Source organism: Pseudomonas bubulae, from assembly GCF_037023725.1.
GTDB lineage: Bacteria > Pseudomonadota > Gammaproteobacteria > Pseudomonadales > Pseudomonadaceae > Aquipseudomonas > Aquipseudomonas bubulae.
This window is the reverse complement of the sequence record NZ_CP146077.1, coordinates 1,321,683-1,339,870: the sequence shown is the minus strand read 5'-3', so window position 1 is coordinate 1,339,870 and position 18,188 is coordinate 1,321,683. Positions and strand designations below refer to the sequence as shown.

The following is an 18,188-nucleotide window of genomic DNA, read 5'->3' as shown; positions in this document are numbered from 1 at the left end:
CTGCCGATGTTTCATCCGGGCCTATAGACAGCTTCCATTGCTGCGGCATACTCGGTGGCTTAATTATCCGGATCCCGTTATGCGCCCATTTGCCCCCCTTGCTTTGACCCTGCTGCTGACGGCCTGTGGAGACGGTGAATCACTGTTACCGCCCGACGCACGCCTGCCCGATGGCGGGCGCTATCGAGGCGAAGTGGTCAACGGGTTGCTGCAGGGCCAGGGCCGTATCGACTATCCGAATGGCAATTGGTACGCAGGGGAGTTCAAAAATGGCCAGTGGCACGGCCAGGGCGAGTGGCACGCCAGCAATGGCGATAGCTATCGCGGCGGTTTCGCGCAAGGCCTGTACAGCGGCCATGGCCGCCTGACCACCCACGACAGTACCTACGAGGGCGGGTTCAAGCTGGGCAACCGCGAGGGCGAGGGCACGCTCAAGCAAGGTACCCTGAGCTATCGCGGCGACTTCAAGGATGACCAGTTCTCGGGCGATGGCCATCTGGAGCTGGAAGACGGCAGCCAGTACCAGGGCCAGTTTGCCCACGGCAAACCCCACGGCACCGGCAGGCGCAGCGATGCCAGCGGCAATGAGTTCGTCGGCGAGTTCGTCAATGGCGAACTTGAAGGCAACGGCATCTTCAACAGCGCCGACGGCGACCAGTACGAGGGCGCGTTCAAGCACAACCAGCTCAACGGCAAGGGCCGCTATGAGAATGCCGACGGCGATGTGTGGAGCGGCGACTTCAAGGACGGCGCTTTAACCGGCAAGGGCGAACTGACAGGCATCGACGGCAGCCACTACAGCGGCATGTTCAACGAGTGGCGCTTCAACGGTCCCGGCCATTTGAGCCTGCCCGACGGCAGCACCTATGTTGGCGAGTTCGCCGCAGACACCTATCAGGGCCAGGGCACCCTGACCCTGAGCGACGGTACCGTACAAAGCGGCTACTGGCTCAACGGCCAGCGAGTGCGCGATGCCAAAGGGACAGTCTTGCCCGACCCGCTGGAGCTGGGGCTGCTCAACCAGGGCACATTGCTCAACAAGGCGCTGGACGGCGTTGCCCCATCCACCCCGGCAATCGAGCTGTACAGCCTGGTGCTGGCGGGCGACGGCAAGCAGAGCGTGTTCAAGCGCGAAGCCGATTACGTCAGCGACATGCTGGCCAGCCGTTTTGGCAGCCGTGGCCGGATCACCCTGGTGAACCACCGCGACCATCTGCTCGATCGCCCCATGGCCACCCGCGAAAACCTGTACCGCGCGGCAAAAACCCTGGCCGGGCGCACCGGCCCTGAAGACCTGATTTTCATTTATCTGACCAGCCACGGCACCCAGGAACACGAGCTGGTACTCGATCAACCGCGCATGGAGCTGGCAGACCTGCCCGCCGACGAACTAGCTGCAGCCTTGGCCCCACTGAAAAACCGCGACAAGATCATCGTGATTTCATCCTGCTATTCAGGCGGTTTTATCCCCGCGCTCAAGGATGAAAAAACCCTGATCATGACCGCATCCCAGGCTGACCGCGTGTCTTTTGGCTGCTCTGAAGAAGCCGACTTTACCTACTTCGGCAATGCCTTGTTTGCTCAGGCGCTGAACCAGACCGACGACCTGCAAAAAGCCTTCAAACTGGCCAGGCAGTACGTGGCCGAACGCGAACAAGCGGATGGCTACGAGCCATCCGAACCGCAAATCTGGGCGCCAAAAGGCGTTCTGAACCACTGGCAACGCTTGCGTCAACAACAAGCGAAACAGGCTTTGCAGTAAGCAAATAACCCTGGAATGGCTAAGCTGGTTGTATCAAGGGAGAAACATTATGCACTTGACGCCTTCACATATTTTGCTCGCAGGCGCTACCGGCCTTACCGGCGAACTGCTACTTGACCGCCTGCTCAACGAGCCCACCATCACCCGCGTGCTCGCCCCTTCACGCAAGCCTCTGGCGGCGCATCCGCACCTGGAAAACCCGGTAGGTGACCCCGCCGTGTTCCTGCCTCAACTCAGTGGCCGGGTCGATGTCGCCTTCTGCTGCCTGGGCACCACGATCAAGCAGGCAGGTTCCGAGGCAGCCTTCCGCGCGGTGGATCACGACATGGTGGTGGCTTTCGCCAAACGCGCGCGGGAAATGGGCGCACGCCATCTGGTGGTGGTCAGTGCCATCGGCGCCGATCCCAAGTCCTCGGTGTTCTATAACCGGGTCAAGGGTGAAATGGAGCAGTCGCTGCGCGCGCAAAACTGGCCGCAACTGACCATTGCCCGTCCTTCCCTGCTACTGGGCGATCGCGTCGAGCCACGTCTGGCCGAACAGATCGCCGGGCCACTGTCCAAACTGATTCCGGGCAAGTACCACGGTATCGAAGCCTGCCAGCTGGCCCGTGCGCTGTGGCGCCTGGCACTGGAAGAACAGGACGGCGTGCGGGTGATCGAATCCGATGAGTTGCGCAAGCTGGGTAAATAGTCACCCGCCCTGCTGGCTACAAACCACCGCTGGCCTGAAACCCGACACCCAGCACCGTCAGCACGGACAACGGCAATAGTACGGTATCGAGCAACGCGCTGGCGGGCAGGTCCAGGCCCGGATAGCGCGGAGCCTCGGCGCCAAAGCGATCCTTGGCACAGCACCCGCCCTCAAGGGCATACACGTCCAGCCGCGTACCCGAGTACACAACGGGAGCGCCCGGCTTGGCCGCATCCAGCGTTCGCACGCTGGCGCAACCACAAACCAGAGCCGCCACCAGCAGGGCCAATAGCGCCTTACTCATCGCCGCCCACATGGTACTCGCCCCAGCGCGGGAGCATGTCCTGGGGGATATTGAGCAGGTTGAGAATGCGCGCCACCACAAAATCCACCAGGTCATCGATAGTCTGCGGTTGATGATAAAAGCCGGGCGATGCAGGCACTATTACCGCGCCCATATTGGACAGCTTGAGCATGTTCTCCAGATGGATACTGGAATACGGCGCCTCACGCGGCACCAGAATCAGCTGGCGACGCTCCTTGAGCGTCACGTCTGCGGCCCGCTCGATCAGGTTGTTGCAAGCGCCGGTGGCAATCCCCGACAGGGTGCCGGTAGAACACGGCACCACCACCATCGCAGCGGGTGCTCCCGACCCCGAAGCCACGGGCGACATCCAGTCCTCCTTGCCGTATACGCGAATCTGCCCTGCGGCAGCGCCCGTGTATTCAGTCAGAAAAGCCTGCATTGCTTGTGGCTTTGGCGGCAGGCTGACATCCGTTTCGGTTGCCATGACCAATTGTGCGGCCTTGGAGATCAGGAAGTGGACTTCGCGGTCTTCGCGCACCAGGCAATCGAGCAGGCGCAAGGCGTACGGCATGCCGGAAGCACCGGTGACCGCCAGGGTTATGCGTTCCGGGCCACTCATTGCAGCGCTTCCGCCAGCTTGCCATGCAGCCCGCCGAAGCCGCCATTGCTCATGATCACCACATGGGTACCGGGCTTAACCTGGGCCTTGACCTCGGCAATGATGGCGTCCAGCGAATCGCACACCTTGGTCGGCACCGGGCTCGATGCCACCGTCGCGGCCAGATCCCAACCCAGATTGGCCGGGGCATACCAGACCACATGATCCGCCTGCACCACGCTTTGCGGCAGGCCATCACGGTGGGCTCCGAGCTTCATGGAGTTGGAGCGCGGCTCAATCACCGCGATCAAGGGCGCGTCACCAATGTGCTTGCGCAGGCCATCGAGGGTGGTCGCGATCGCAGTCGGATGGTGGGCAAAGTCGTCGTAGAGGGTAATGCCGTGGACTTCGGCGACTTTCTCCATACGTCGTTTCACGCTTTTGAAAGCGCTCAACCCATCTATCGCCATGCTCGGCACCACGCCGACATGGCGCGCTGCGGCCAGGGTCGCCAGGGCGTTGGCCACGTTATGCTGGCCGGTCATGTTCCAATCGACGGTACCTTGCAGCGCGCCGTCAAACAGCACCTCAAAGCGAGAGCCGTCATCACTGAGCAGCCTGGCTTGCCATTGACCATCGACGCCCGTGGTTTGTACCGGCGTCCAGCAGCCCATTTCGATTACACGCTGCAATGCAGGCTCGGTGGTCGGGTGGATAACCAGCCCTTCACTCGGGATAGTGCGCACCAAATGGTGGAATTGCCGCTCAATGGCCGGCAAGTCCGGGAAGATGTCAGCGTGATCGAACTCGAGATTGTTGAGGATTGCCGTGCGCGGACGGTAGTGGACAAACTTCGAGCGCTTGTCGAAAAAGGCGCTGTCATATTCATCGGCTTCTACCACAAAGAACGGCGTATCACCCAGACGGGCCGACACGGCAAAGTTCTGCGGCACACCGCCAATCAGGAAACCCGGGGCCATGCCCGCGTACTCCAGCACCCAGGCCAGCATGCTGCTGGTCGTGGTTTTACCGTGGGTACCTGCCACGGCCAGTACCCAGCGGCCTTGCAGCACATGGTCAGCCAGCCATTGCGGGCCGGACACGTAAGGCAGGCCCTTGTTGAGCACGTACTCAACTGCGGGGTTGCCACGGGACAGCGCATTGCCGATCACCACTACATCTGGCGCCGGATCGAGCTGAACCGGGTCATAGCCCTGGGTTAGTTCAATACCTTGAGCCTGCAGCTGGGTGCTCATCGGCGGATAGACGTTGGCGTCTGAGCCAGTAACGTGATGGCCCAGTTCTTTGGCCAGAACCGCCAGCGACCCCATGAAAGTGCCGCAAATACCCAAAATATGAATGTGCATAGTTGACCTCGTAAACCATCGGCGAAGGGTAGCGTAGCAAGGTTCTTTTCGCACCTGATGATTCTGAAACCCTCACCCTAGCCCTCTCCCTGAGGGAGAGGCGACTAAAAGCAAAAGCGGATTTGCGCAACGCCTCAGGTCAGCCCCCTCACCCTCCGGGAGACGGTTGGGGTGAGGGGCTTTTAAGCATTACCGCTCAATCCCATGCTTGCGCAGCTTTCTATACAGGGTGTTGCGGCTCACCCCCAGTTGCAGCGCGGTATGGGTCATATGCCAGCGGTGCAGTTCGAGCGCCAGCAACAAGGCCTGCTTTTCGGCATCCTCAAGCGGGTATTCACATGCTTCAGGGGCTTTGGGCGGAGCCAGGCGAATAGTGGCCGGCAGATCTTCGTACTGGATCACGTCGTTTTCGCAGAGTGCAGCCAGGGTTCGCAGCACATTGCGCAGCTGACGCACGTTGCCTGGCCAGGCAAAATCCAGCAACGCCTCACGCGCCGCCGGGCTGATAAACAGGCGCTGCCCTCCCGCCTCTTCGGCCAGCAAGAAGTCCAGCAACTGCGATTTGTCCGTGCGCTCGCGCAACGCTGGCAAACCGATTTCCAGTCCATTAAGGCGGTAATACAGGTCTTCACGAAAACTGCCGTCCGCCACGCGCTCCTGCAAGTTACGGTGGGTGGCGCTGATAATGCGCACGTTGACCGCCATCGGCTCGCCACCAATGGGCACCACCACACGGTCCTCCAGCACTCTTAACAACCGGGTTTGCAACGCCAGCGGCATATCGCCAATTTCATCCAGAAACAGGGTGCCGCCATCGGCCTGCTGCAACTTGCCCTGCATGCCTTCCTTGCGTGCCCCGGTAAAACTGCCACCGCGATAGCCGAACAGTTCGCTCTCGATCAGGCTTTCGGGGATCGACGCGCAGTTGAGCGCCACAAACGGCTTACTGCTGCGCAAGCTGGCTTGATGCACAGCCTTGGCAAAGGCTTCTTTGCCGGAGCCGGTTTCACCATTGACCAGCAGCGGCACATCGCGCTCAAACACCCGTAATGCCCGGCGAAAATCTGTCTGCAGGGCCTCATCACCCAGGCAGATGCTGCTCGGGCGCGGTGGCTCGGCTTGCACCATGACCGGGGCAGGCCCGTTCCGTGGCTGGCCGCGCAGTGCCGCAAATAATCGACGCCCGTCGCGGGTATGCAGCGGCCAACTGGCATTCGCCTGGAGGGTGGCCCGACTGAAAAGCTCATCCCGCGGGCAATCGAAAACACTGTCGACCGATTGCCCGAGCAAACTGCCACGCACATGCCCTAGCAGGTTCAGGGCACTCTGGTTAACCGCGCCTATAACTCCGTCGCCATCAAACGCCAGCATGCCTTCGCTGAACAATCCGACAGACTCGGCGTGCAGATGAAAACGCAGCAGCCACTGATTCTGAAAGTGCCCGAGGAAGTAGCTGTTTTCGATGATTTTCGCTGACAGATTAACCAGCGCCATCGTATGAAACTGGCTCTGACGGGAAGCCTCATGGCGGGCCGAAGACACGTCGAGCACCGCCAGCAATTCGCCCTGCGGATCGAACACCGGGCTGGCCGAGCAGGTCAGCCCGGTGTGCCGGCCACGAAAGTGTTCATCCTGATGGATGGTCAGTGCCTGACGCTCGACCAGGCAGGTACCGATGCCGTTGGTACCCTCCCTGGCTTCGCTCCAGTCGGCCCCCAGCCAAAGCCCCGCCTGCTCGAACACCTTGCGTTCGGAGGGGGCAGTGACACAGTTGAGGATCACGCCACGGGCATCAGTCAATAGCACCGCGTGCCCGGCACCGGAGAGTTGCTGATGCAGGCTGTTCATTTCGTGACCGGCAATTTTCAGCACCTGCTGCAAACGCTCGCGGCCTTCAAGGATACGGCCTTGCTCAAGTACGGTCGGGGCGATGGTTTGCGCAGGATCGAGGTGATAGTCCTCCAGGCAACGCTGCCAGGAACGGACGATGGACGGGTCACACCCTTGCGGGCGACCGCGGGTGACATCAATGACTTGCCGTGCGTGACGGCGCAAATCGGTGCTGTGCATTTCTTATTGTTCTCCGCTCTGTCTCGGTGGTCCCGTGCTCAACAGAGGCAACTCGCCCTCAGCGGCAACAAAGATCCAGTCCAAACCGAACGCCCAGCATCCTCTTGCTCACCGGCCTTTGCAATCGCGAACTGACCGGCCGGTCATCGGTTGTGCCAAGACTGGTACAAATTGTCACCACAGCTGTATCAGGTGTGCCACAAGCCCCTCTCCCCAACGACCGGGCAAAACCCGCAAAGCCTTGGAAGGCAAGGCCTGCACAAAGATGGCCCAGCCCTTGCTCATACTTTTGCCAGCGCCACAGCGCGTCCTCCCATAAGCACAATAAAGCCAGGAGACACTCACCATGCGTTACGCACAACCCGGTACTGAAGGCTCGATTGTTTCGTTCAAGAGCCGTTACGGTAACTACATCGGCGGCGAATTCGTGGCACCGGTCAAAGGCCAGTACTTCACCAACACCTCGCCGGTCAACGGCAAAGCCATTGCCGAATTCCCGCGTTCTACTGCCGAAGACATCGAAAAAGCCCTCGACGCTGCCCACGCCGCTGCTGATGCCTGGGGCGCGACCTCAGTGCAGGCACGTTCGCTGGTGTTGCTGAAGATTGCTGACCGCATTGAGCAAAACCTCGAACTGCTGGCCATTACCGAAACCTGGGACAACGGCAAAGCCGTACGCGAAACCCTGAACGCCGACGTGCCGCTGGCTGCGGATCATTTCCGTTACTACGCCGGCTGCATCCGCGCTCAAGAAGGCAGCGCCGCCGAAATTGACGGCAATACCGTGGCGTATCACATCCACGAACCGCTGGGCGTGGTCGGGCAGATCATTCCGTGGAACTTCCCGCTGCTGATGGCCGCCTGGAAACTTGCCCCTGCACTGGCGGCGGGCAACTGCATCGTGCTCAAACCGGCTGAGCAAACGCCGCTGAGCATCACCGTTTTTATGGAACTGATCGGCGACCTGCTGCCACCGGGCGTCCTCAACGTCGTGCAGGGGTTCGGTAAAGAAGCAGGCGAAGCGCTGGCTACCAGCAAACGCATTGCCAAGATCGCCTTCACTGGCTCCACACCTGTAGGCGCTCACATCATGAAATGTGCCGCCGAGAACATCATCCCGTCGACCGTGGAACTGGGTGGCAAGTCGCCAAACATCTTCTTCGAAGACATCATGCAGGCCGAGCCGGCCTTTATTGAAAAAGCCGCTGAAGGTCTGGTGCTGGCATTCTTCAACCAGGGCGAAGTGTGCACCTGCCCGTCGCGGGCGCTGGTGCAGGAGTCGATCTACGACGACTTTATGAAAGTGGTGATGCGCAAGGTCGAGGCAATCAAGCGTGGAGACCCGCTGGACACCGACACCATGGTCGGCGCCCAGGCCTCCGAACAGCAATTCGACAAGATCCTGTCCTACCTTGAAATTGCCAGGAACGAAGGCGCTGAACTGCTGACCGGCGGTGCCGTAGCCAAGCTCGAAGGCGATCTGGCAACCGGCTATTACATCCAGCCGACCCTGCTCAAGGGCACCAACAAAATGCGCGTCTTCCAGGAAGAAATCTTTGGCCCGGTGGTCAGCATCACCACCTTCAAGGACGAAGCCGAAGCGCTGGCGATTGCCAACGACACCGAGTTTGGCCTCGGCGCCGGCCTGTGGACCCGCGACATCAACCGCGCCTATCGCATGGGCCGTGCCATCAAGGCGGGTCGCGTGTGGACCAACTGTTACCACCTCTACCCGGCACACGCCGCGTTCGGCGGGTACAAAAAATCCGGCGTCGGCCGTGAAACCCACAAAATGATGCTCGACCACTACCAACAGACCAAAAACCTGCTGGTGAGCTACGACATCAACCCGCTGGGTTTCTTCTAACCCAGAACCCTGTAGGAGCGGGCTTGTTCGCGAAAGGATCGCTGCGCTGTACTGAACGACCGCAGCGCCTGCATCGCGAGCAAGCCCGCTCCCACAAACTGGCATCAATAGCTCTACACCGGGCCTTCTGGCCTAGCTCTTGCTTATCTCCCTGTCATATTTTCTCAAACTATAAAAGAACAGGTGAATTCCCATGCCTAGCGAACCTACTGCCGCTGCGGCGGCGTCCTCTGTCGATTTTGAAAAAGTCGGCTCCGATTATTTCCAACAACGTGAACTGAAAAAAGGCGCTGCCGGCTGGGTCCTGCTGGTGGGCCTGGGCGTGGCCTATGTGATTTCCGGCGACTACGCCGGCTGGAACTTCGGCCTGGCCCAGGGCGGCTGGGGCGGAATGTTTATCGCCACATTGCTGATGGCCACCATGTACTTGTGCATGTGCTTTTCACTGGCCGAATTGTCCTCGATGATCCCCACCGCCGGTGGCGGCTACGGCTTTGCCCGCAGTGCTTTCGGGCCGTGGGGCGGGTTCCTCACCGGTACGGCGATCCTGATTGAATATGCCATCGCCCCTGCCGCGATTGCCTGTTTTATCGGCGCCTATTGCGAGTCGCTGTTCGGTATTGGCGGCTGGATGATCTACCTGGCGTTCTACATCATCTTTATCGGCATCCATATTTTCGGGGTCGGGGAAGCGCTCAAGCTGATGTTCATCATCACCGCCGTGGCGGCCATTGCCCTGGGGGTGTTTCTGGTCGCGATGGTGCCGCACTTCAGCGTCGCCAACCTGCTGGATATCCCGGTCACCGAGGCCAAGGGCGCCAGCGCATTTCTGCCCTTCGGTTATGTCGGTGTCTGGGCAGCCATCCCTTATGCGATCTGGTTTTTCCTCGCTGTCGAAGGCGTGCCGCTGGCTGCTGAAGAAACCAAGAACCCCAAGCGTGACCTGCCTCGCGGCCTGATCGGCGCCATGCTGGTTCTGGCCACCTTTGCCCTGCTGATTCTGGTGATCGGCCCGGGCGGCGCCGGCGCGCACCACTTGATGGCATCGGGTAATCCGCTGGTCGAAGCCCTGAGCAAGGCGTATGGCGGCTCGACCTGGATGGGCGGCTTTGTGAACCTGGTGGGCCTGGCCGGTTTGATTGCCAGCTTCTTCTCGATCATTTACGCCTATTCACGTCAGATCTTCGCCTTGTCCCGCGCCGGCTATTTGCCGCGCAAACTGTCCGAAACCAACAAGAGCAAGGCGCCGGTGCTGGCCTTGATCATCCCCGGCATTATCGGTTTTGGTCTGTCACTGACCGGCCAGGGCGACTTGCTGATTCTGGTGGCGGTATTTGGCGCGACCATTTCCTATGTGCTGATGATGGCCGCGCATATCACCCTGCGTATTCGCCGCCCTAAAATGGAGCGCCCGTATCGCACGCCGGGCGGGATTTTCACTTCGGGCACTGCTTTGGTGCTTGCCTGTGTCGCGGTGGTGGCCGGCTTCCTGGTTGACCCGCGGGTGGTGATTGGCGCTGCGGTGATCTATGGAGTATTAATTGCCTACTTCGCTTTTTACAGTCGGCACCATTTGGTGGCCGGTACGCCGGAAGAGGAATTCGCGGCTATTCAACAGGCCGAAAAAGCCTTGCACTGACCGCTGAGAATCCCGCCAGACGCCTTGCGTCTGGCGTCATGGAGCACCCTGTATGGCAACGTTCTCACATGCGGTTGGCACTCAGACCTACCGTTTCGATAGCCTTAAAGATGTAATGGCCAAGGCTGGCCCGGCCCGTTCCGGGGATTTTCTGGCCGGCGTGGCTGCGCAAAACGACGGCGAACGGGTGGCCGCGCAAATGGCGCTGGCTGACATCCCGCTCGCCTATTTTCTGCAAGAAGTTCTGATCCCCTACGAGACCGATGAGGTCACCCGGCTGATTATCGACAGCCATGATCTTCAAGCCTTCGCCCCGGTCAGCCACCTGACCGTCGGTGGCTTTCGCGACTGGCTGCTCAGCGACGCAGCCAGCGAGGACAGCTTGCGGGCCCTGGCGCCGGGCCTGACCCCGGAAATGGCCGCCGCCGTGTCGAAGATCATGCGCGTACAGGACCTGATTCTGGTCGCGCAAAAGATCCGTGTGGTTACCCGGTTTCGCGGCACCATGGGCCTGCGCGGCCGACTTTCGACACGCCTGCAACCCAACCACCCCACCGATGACCCGGCCGGCATTGCCGCCAGCATTCTCGACGGGCTGCTCTACGGCAACGGCGATGCCATGATCGGCATCAACCCGGCCACTGACAGCATTGCCTCGATCTGCGACCTGCTGAACATGCTCGACGCCATCATCCAGCGCTATGAAATCCCCACCCAGTCCTGCGTACTGACCCACGTCACCACCTCGATCGAAGCCATCAATCGCGGCGTGCCGCTGGATCTGGTATTTCAGTCCATTGCCGGCACCGAGGCAGCCAACGCCAGTTTTGGCATCAACCTGAATGTGCTGCAGGAAGGCTACGAGGCAGGTTTAAGCCTCAATCGCGGGACTCTGGGCAATAACCTGATGTATTTCGAAACAGGTCAGGGCAGCGCGCTGTCGGCCAACGCTCATTTCGGCGTGGATCAACAAACCTGTGAAACCCGCGCCTACGCCGTGGCACGGCATTTCAAGCCGTTTCTGGTCAATACCGTGGTCGGTTTTATCGGCCCCGAGTACCTGTACAACGGCAAGCAGATCATCCGCGCCGGCCTTGAGGACCACTTCTGCGGCAAGCTGCTGGGTGTGCCCATGGGCTGTGATATCTGCTACACCAACCATGCCGAAGCGGACCAGGACGACATGGACACCCTGCTGACATTGCTGGGGGTGGCCGGGATCAACTTCATCATGGGCATCCCGGGGTCGGACGACATCATGCTCAACTATCAGACCACGTCGTTCCATGACGCCCTGTATGCCCGCAAAACCCTGGGGTTAAAACCCGCCCCGGAGTTTGAACAGTGGCTCAGCAAGGTGGGCATTTTTACTCAGAACGATGGCCGCATCGAGTTCGGCCATCAACTGCCACCTGCATTTCGCCAGGCGCTGGCTCATTTGGGAGGACGCTAGGCATGGCCGACAACCTTAACCCGTGGCTGGAGCTGCGCCGCCTGACCCCCGCACGTATTGCCCTGGGACGCACCGGCACCAGCATGCCGACCCAGGCCCAGCTCGACTTTCAATTCGCCCATGCCCAGGCCCGGGATGCGGTGCATTTGCCGTTTGATCACCCCGGCCTGAGTGCACAGTTAACCGAGCGCGGGCGCGAGAGCCTGCTGCTGCACAGTGCCGCGGCTGACCGCCACAGCTACCTGCAACGCCCGGATCTGGGACGCAAGCTCAACGACGACTCTGCGCAGCAATTGCGCGACTACGCAGCGGCCAACCCCGGCGGCATCGATGTCGCCGTGGTGGTAGCGGATGGCTTGTCGGCACTGGCCGTGCATCGCCACACCTTGCCCTTCCTGGCGCGCATGGAAGAGCACACGGCGACTGAAGGCTGGTCGCTGTCGCCGGTGATTCTGGTAGAGCAGGGGCGAGTTGCCGTGGCCGATGAAATTGGCGAACTGCTGGGCGCACGCATGGTGGTGATGTTGATCGGCGAACGCCCCGGGCTCAGCTCCCCCGACAGCCTGGGGCTGTACTTCACCTACGCGCCGAAAATCGGCCTGACCGATGCGTATCGCAACTGTATTTCCAATGTACGGCTTGAAGGCCTGAGCTACGGCATGGCCGCTCATCGGCTGGCGTACCTGATGCGCGAAGCCTGCCGGCGGCAATTATCGGGAGTGAATCTGAAGGATGAAGCCCAGGTGCAGACCCTGGATGTCGAAGCGCCCAGCGAAAACTTTCTGCTCAAGGGCGATTAACTCTGCGTAGCAGCTGCCGAAGGAACGAGGCTGCTGCTACGGCTTTTGACTACCAATACACGCTTCGCTACAAACTCACACTGCAGAATTCGTCTCAATCCGTATAATCCGGTTCTTCAAAAAAGTACGAAAAAACTACAATTGTTGTAGTTAACTACGCATCCCTACCCGCACAGACCTGCAGAGCCGGGTCATCAACACAGGTGCTTCACATGGATTTCAACCCGATCGACATTATCCTGCACCTCGATGTGTACCTCGACATGCTGGTAAACAATTACGGGCCATGGATCTACGCCATCCTGTTTCTGGTGATTTTTTGCGAAACCGGTCTGGTGGTCATGCCGTTTTTGCCGGGTGATTCGCTGCTCTTTATCGCGGGCGCCGTAGCTGCCGGCGGCGGCATGGACCCGGTACTGCTCGCAGGCTTGCTGATGCTGGCTGCGATCATGGGCGACAGCACCAACTACGTTATCGGACGAACGGCAGGCGAGCGCTTGTTCAGCAACCCGAATTCGAAAATCTTCCGTCGCGACTACCTGGAAAAAACCCACGACTTCTATGAGCGTCATGGCGGTAAAACCGTAACCATGGCCCGTTTCCTGCCGATTTTCCGCACCTTCGCTCCGTTTGTTGCCGGTGTGGCGCGCATGTTCTACCCGCGCTTCTTTATGTTCAGCGTATTCGGCACCATCCTGTGGGTTGGCGGCCTGGTCACTCTGGGTTATTTCTTCGGCAATGTGCCATTTATCAAGAAGAACCTGTCGCTGCTGGTGGTGGGCATCATTCTACTGTCGCTGGTACCGATGATTATTGGCGTGATCCGCAGCCGTCTGGGCCGTACTCCAGCCAAAGCCAAAGCCTGATCGGGAGACACCACCATGTGGTCTCTAAGTGAATGGCGGCGCCAGCGAATCCTTGCGCAGCACCCGGTAACGCCTGACGTATGGCACAACGTGCGCCAGCATCTGAGCATTCTCGACGGGCTGAATGACGAGCAGGACAAATGGCTGCGCGACAGCAGCGTATTGTTTCTGCAAGCCAAGCACCTCACCCCCATGCCCGGGGTTGAGCTGACCGAAGAGGGCCGGCTGTTGCTGGCCGCTCAGGCGCAATTGCCGCTGCTCAACCTGGGTGACCTGGACTGGTACCAGGGGTTTCACGAAATCGTGCTCTACCCCGACGACTTCGTCAGCCCCCAGCGCCATCGTGATTCCAGCGGTGTAGAGCATGAATGGGAAGGCCATCACAGCGGTGAAGCCTGGCAGCATGGCCCGGTGGTTCTGGCCTGGCCGGGCGTGCTGGCCAGCGGTGGCTGGGAAGGCTACAACCTGGTCATCCACGAACTGGCGCACAAGCTGGACATGCTCAATGGTGCCGCGAATGGCATGCCGCCCTTGCACAGCAGCATGCATGTCAGTGACTGGACCCAAGCCATGCAACAGGCCTACGACCATCTCAATCACTACCTCGACCACCACAACCCCGACCACGCGCCTATCGACCCCTATGCCGCCGAAAACCCGGCGGAGTTCTTTGCGGTCACCAGCGAGTACTTTTTCAGCGCACCCGACCTGTTGAACCATGCCTACCCGCTGGTCTATCAACAACTGAGCCTGTTTTATCGTCAGGACACGCTGGCACGCCTCAAGCAGCTGCAAAGCGAACACCCCGAATACCGCGCGCAGCACTGATCGCCCAAGGGTGACGTCCTTATAGGAATACGCCTATAATCGCCGCCACTTTTTGGCCAAATCGGCCAAACAAACTGGCCTACTAACGGGGGCACCGCCCAATGAGCTACAGCAAGATTCCGGCTGGCAAAGACCTGCCGAATGACATCTACGTCGCTATCGAGATTCCGGCTAACCACGCGCCGATCAAATATGAAATCGACAAAGACAGCGATTGCCTGTTCGTTGACCGCTTCATGGCCACCCCGATGTTCTACCCGGCCAACTACGGTTTTATCCCTAACACCCTGGCTGACGACGGTGATCCGCTGGACGTGCTGGTGGTTACCCCTTACCCGGTAGCTCCAGGCTCGGTTATCCGTGCTCGCCCGGTTGGCATCCTGCACATGACTGACGACGGCGGCGGCGATGCCAAAGTGGTTGCAGTGCCTCACGACAAGCTGTCCCAGCTGTACGTTGACGTGAAAGAGTACACCGACCTGCCACCCCTGCTGATCCAGCAGATCCAGCACTTCTTCGAGAACTACAAAGATCTCGAAAAAGGCAAATGGGTGAAGATCGAAGGTTGGGGCGATGCTGAAGCTGCCCGTGCCGAAATCACCAAATCGGTTGCGGCCTACAAAGGCTAAGCAAGCGGTTAAAAAAAACCTCGGCTCGCCGGGGTTTTTTTATGCCTGCATAAACGCAATAAAACAGCCTGTTTACGGCGCGCAAAATGCCCAGTCAATGCCAGTAGGAAATATCGCTGCAAGTCTAGGAATTTTCTGGTTTTACCGTTTTTTTTTGAACGCTTAGTTTATTTAAACAGGCTTGGCTTGCCCGTAGACTCTGTGTTCATGAATACATCCGGTGATCGCCTGAAAGCCCTCCTGCGGGAGTGCCATTTAACCGCTTCGGACTTCGCAGCCAATCGCCGCGTTACGCCGCAGCACGTCAACAACTGGTTCAAACGGGGCATTCCGATGGCTCGCCTGGACGAAATCGCCGAACTGCTGTGCGTCAACAGCCGCTGGCTACGTACCGGCGAGGGCGTCAAGCATCCGGGCCTTGTCAGCAGCAACGATGAAAAATCGCCTGCCCAGACCGGACAGCCCAAACCGGCTAATGCCTGCGATATTGACGCGCCCTTCTACAACGAAACCTTGCACCCCGACGGATCAGGCAAAACCCATGTGGTGAAAATTCCTGATTGCACCGTGCGGCTCAGTTGCTCGACCCTGCAGGCCCTGGATGTCAGCCCCGACCAGGCCATTTGCGCACCCATGATTGGCAACAGCATGGCGCACAGGATCCAGGATGGTTCCACAGTCGCCATCGACCGCAGCCTGACCCAAATCGTCGACGGTGAAATCTACGCGCTCGAGCAGGATGGCATGCTGCGCATCAAATACCTCTACCGCCTGCCCAACAACGGCCTGCGCATCCGCAGCCACAACTGCCTGGAGTATCCGGACGAAGTCTTTGACGCAACAGAAGTCCATGCGCAGCAGATACGGATACTGGGCTGGGTATTCTGGTGGTCCACGCTTAGCCAGCGACGCCCGCCAGTGCCTTACAAACTGGACGAACAACCTTAGGTCTGGGAAAAGTACTCAAACCCCAGTATGATTCGTCGCACTTGTGCACTCCCCCTCGCGGCACGCGAGCCGGAATGCAGGGCCAGGCAGCAAAAAGCCGCTACGCCCCACACCCAGCCACAACGCGCTGGATGTCCCGATTGAAGGCGAGTACGGCTTACCAAAAATAAGCCAAACCCGCCCCCGAGAAGCCGGCCACAAGCCGGCTTTTTAATTGTCCAAAATAATCCTATCCCATCCGAGAACTCTGCCGATAGCCTAGCTATCACGGGCGTTTCAGGCGCTCCCCTGTCCGATGGTGTTCGATGCCATTTGACCGCATCCGACGATGAAGTGGGGGGACAGGTGGGGGGACAAAAGGGACGAGAGGGGAAATCCAATGGGTAAGCTGAATCCGAAACAAGTCGAAAACCTGACCGAACCCGGCACCTACGAAGATGGTGACGGGCTTCGCTTGGTCGTCAAACCTACCGGGCGTAAATCCTGGCTCCTTCGCTTCCAACTGGCAGGCCGTCGCAGAGAGATGGGCTTGGGCTCTTATCCTGAAGTCAGTCTTAAGAAGGCCAGGCTTGAAGCCAGCACCAAACGCAGCCAATTGAGCGACGGGGTCGACCCGCTAGCCGCTCGCGACATCGAGCGCGCTGCTCAACGCGAAGCACAGCGCGCCAGCGAGGCGAAACAGCTGAAGTTCGAAACACTCGCGAAAGAATACTGCAAAGCGCATGGGGGCACTTGGTCAGAGAAGTGGCGTAAAGGCTGGCTGCGTAAGCTGGAGCTGTATGCGTTTGCCCACATCGGAAAATTTTCAGCCGAGGAGATTGGGACTGCCCAGGTACTGAAGGTGCTGCAACCCATCTGGGCCACCAAAACTAGAACTGCCGACGAGGTACGCGGGCAGATTGAACAGGTTCTGGATGCAGCCAAGGCACGCAATCTACGAGAGGGGGAGAACCCTGCACGCTGGCGCGGGCACTTAGACAATCTGTTGAGTCGTGCTGAAAAGAAAAAGGCTCGAAAGCGTGAGCACTTTGAAGCTTTGCGCTGGCAGGATGTGCCGGCGCTGATGACCAAGCTCCAGGCAAACTCCTCACCGCCATCTTGGGCCGCTCAACTGCTGATCATGACCAGCGCACGCGCCCACATGGTCAGGTTCGCTCGTTGGGATGAATTTGATTTGGAAGGGGGCACGTGGTCACTGCCAGATGAGCGAATGAAGATGCGAGTGGCTTTCGTAATTCCGCTTGCCGAGGAAGTCGTAAAGCTGGTGAAGAGCATTCCGCGAGATGAGGGAAGCGCCTTTCTATTCCCTGGTCAGGGCAAGACAGGGGCCATGCACGCAAACGCAGTACGAACGCTCCTGCATGGCATAGGGTACGAGCACATCACCCGGCACGGATTTCGATCCTCGTTTCGAGATTGGGCCGGTGAATGCACTCACTACCCACGTGAGGTTTGCGAAATGGCGCTTGCGCATGATGAGCGAGACCAGACTGAAGGGGCTTACTCTCGCTCGGACTTTCTCGATAAGAGGCGCTTACTCATGAATGAGTGGAGCAGATTTGTAACCTCTCCAACTACAGCCTAGCACTTACTGACTGATACCTAAGACCAAACACTAATAACATATAAACGGAACGCAGCCCATGAAAGAAAATTCACCAAGTCACGATTTTGACGAGGACATTTCCCAAGACCCAGTGTCCGCAATCATTGGAAATGACGGAATAGAAAAACGTTTGAGCATCCTAGTAAACCGGCTTGACGACTATATGGAAGATGAATTTGGAGAGCGAACCGCAAAAGAAGAAATAAATGAATACTTACGGGCGATCCTCAGCGGACAAATCACCAAAAAAACCATACTGAACTACAACACAGAAAGATTATTGAGCAAAGATCTATCTATAAAAAAGGAAAGCTCAGTAATACTTTCCTTTATATATACAGCCATAGCTCAACACTTAATAAAACACGAACCACAAAACAACGCCTGGGCTGCTTTACTAGAAGCCAAACACTACTTAGCCTATCACGCTGGGCTCACAGACCCCATAAACCATAAAAAAACTGAACGTGCCCAAAAGGGCGGCCGTCAAAAAGCACAAAACGCGCTAGAACTTGAGAGATTAGTCATAACACTACTTTCGAAAAAAAGACCCAAAAAAGGTTGGCGAAACGCTTACGATGCAGCACACAGCATCGCTAGTGAGTTATCGACAATAGCTAACGAAAGCAACATCCCTATCCCGAACAACATGGAAGACCTGATACATAAACTGACAACCCTTATTCACGAAAACAAAGAAGTCGCCAAGGCTTTTGATTCACCAGAAGGCTGAATCACGCCTCAACCACTAGCGCCG

Annotated in this window: 16 protein-coding genes; 12 read left to right on the top strand and 4 right to left on the bottom strand. The window is 58.7% G+C overall.

The genetic code is table 11. The features are described from left to right. The first annotated feature begins 79 nt into the window (after positions 1-79). A complete protein-coding gene (locus V6L81_RS06235; protein WP_094999445.1) occupies positions 80-1,762 on the top strand; it encodes a C13 family peptidase in 1,683 nt (560 codons plus the stop codon). Positions 1,763-1,811: 49 nt separating this feature from the next. Continuing rightward, positions 1,812-2,453 (top strand): oxidoreductase, encoded by a 642-nt coding sequence (locus tag V6L81_RS06230; protein ID WP_094999446.1) that lies wholly within the window; start codon positions 1,812-1,814, stop codon positions 2,451-2,453. A 16-nt stretch (positions 2,454-2,469) separates the two neighbouring features. On the opposite strand, the gene V6L81_RS06225 is transcribed toward V6L81_RS06230, so the two are convergent. From V6L81_RS06225 to V6L81_RS06210, 4 genes are all read right to left on the bottom strand, one after another. Further along, a complete protein-coding gene (locus tag V6L81_RS06225; protein ID WP_094999447.1) occupies positions 2,470-2,757 on the bottom strand; it encodes a YceK/YidQ family lipoprotein in 288 nt (95 codons plus the stop codon). Continuing rightward, positions 2,750-3,379, bottom strand: coding sequence for a flavin prenyltransferase UbiX (ubiX, locus tag V6L81_RS06220; RefSeq protein ID WP_094999448.1), 630 nt, complete (start codon positions 3,377-3,379; stop codon positions 2,750-2,752). Before ubiX ends, V6L81_RS06225 begins: the two co-directional genes overlap by 8 nt. Further along, positions 3,376-4,725, bottom strand: a complete 1,350-nt coding sequence (gene mpl / locus V6L81_RS06215) for a UDP-N-acetylmuramate:L-alanyl-gamma-D-glutamyl-meso-diaminopimelate ligase (protein WP_094999449.1) — start codon at positions 4,723-4,725, stop codon at positions 3,376-3,378. The genes ubiX and mpl overlap by 4 nt, the downstream gene beginning before the upstream one ends. A gap of 189 nt (positions 4,726-4,914) precedes the next feature. Next, positions 4,915-6,795: a sigma-54-dependent Fis family transcriptional regulator gene (locus V6L81_RS06210; protein WP_094999450.1), complete on the bottom strand. Its 1,881-nt coding sequence runs from the start codon at positions 6,793-6,795 to the stop codon at positions 4,915-4,917. A 346-nt stretch (positions 6,796-7,141) separates the two neighbouring features. Here V6L81_RS06210 and V6L81_RS06205 point away from each other — a divergent pair, with 346 nt between their 5' ends. From V6L81_RS06205 to V6L81_RS06160, 10 genes are all read left to right on the top strand, one after another. Further along, on the top strand, positions 7,142-8,662 hold the full coding sequence (locus V6L81_RS06205) for an aldehyde dehydrogenase family protein (protein ID WP_095020958.1): 1,521 nt from the start codon (positions 7,142-7,144) through the stop codon (positions 8,660-8,662). 193 nt (positions 8,663-8,855) lie between these two features. Further along, complete coding sequence (eat, locus tag V6L81_RS06200) at positions 8,856-10,301, top strand: ethanolamine permease (RefSeq protein WP_094999452.1); 1,446 nt, start codon at positions 8,856-8,858, stop codon at positions 10,299-10,301. A gap of 52 nt (positions 10,302-10,353) precedes the next feature. Beyond that, complete coding sequence (locus tag V6L81_RS06195) at positions 10,354-11,754, top strand: ethanolamine ammonia-lyase subunit EutB (RefSeq protein WP_095020960.1); 1,401 nt, start codon at positions 10,354-10,356, stop codon at positions 11,752-11,754. Positions 11,755-11,756: 2 nt separating this feature from the next. Further along, entirely contained in the window at positions 11,757-12,554 is a 798-nt protein-coding gene (eutC, locus tag V6L81_RS06190; RefSeq protein WP_094999454.1) for an ethanolamine ammonia-lyase subunit EutC, read from the top strand. A 212-nt stretch (positions 12,555-12,766) separates the two neighbouring features. Further along, a complete protein-coding gene (locus tag V6L81_RS06185; RefSeq protein ID WP_094999455.1) occupies positions 12,767-13,420 on the top strand; it encodes a DedA family protein in 654 nt (217 codons plus the stop codon). 15 nt (positions 13,421-13,435) lie between these two features. Then, on the top strand, positions 13,436-14,248 hold the full coding sequence (locus V6L81_RS06180; protein WP_094999456.1) for a zinc-dependent peptidase: 813 nt from the start codon (positions 13,436-13,438) through the stop codon (positions 14,246-14,248). A gap of 101 nt (positions 14,249-14,349) precedes the next feature. Then, positions 14,350-14,877: an inorganic diphosphatase gene (ppa, locus tag V6L81_RS06175; protein ID WP_016779241.1), complete on the top strand. Its 528-nt coding sequence runs from the start codon at positions 14,350-14,352 to the stop codon at positions 14,875-14,877. Positions 14,878-15,084: 207 nt separating this feature from the next. Continuing rightward, a complete protein-coding gene (locus V6L81_RS06170; protein ID WP_094999457.1) occupies positions 15,085-15,825 on the top strand; it encodes an XRE family transcriptional regulator in 741 nt (246 codons plus the stop codon). A gap of 379 nt (positions 15,826-16,204) precedes the next feature. Continuing rightward, positions 16,205-17,410, top strand: coding sequence for a phage integrase central domain-containing protein (locus V6L81_RS06165; protein ID WP_338660560.1), 1,206 nt, complete (start codon positions 16,205-16,207; stop codon positions 17,408-17,410). A gap of 58 nt (positions 17,411-17,468) precedes the next feature. Then, the gene (locus tag V6L81_RS06160; RefSeq protein WP_338660559.1) at positions 17,469-18,164 is read left to right on the top strand and encodes a hypothetical protein; all 696 of its coding nucleotides are present in this window, start codon (positions 17,469-17,471) and stop codon (positions 18,162-18,164) included. Positions 18,165-18,188: the final 24 nt, after the last annotated feature.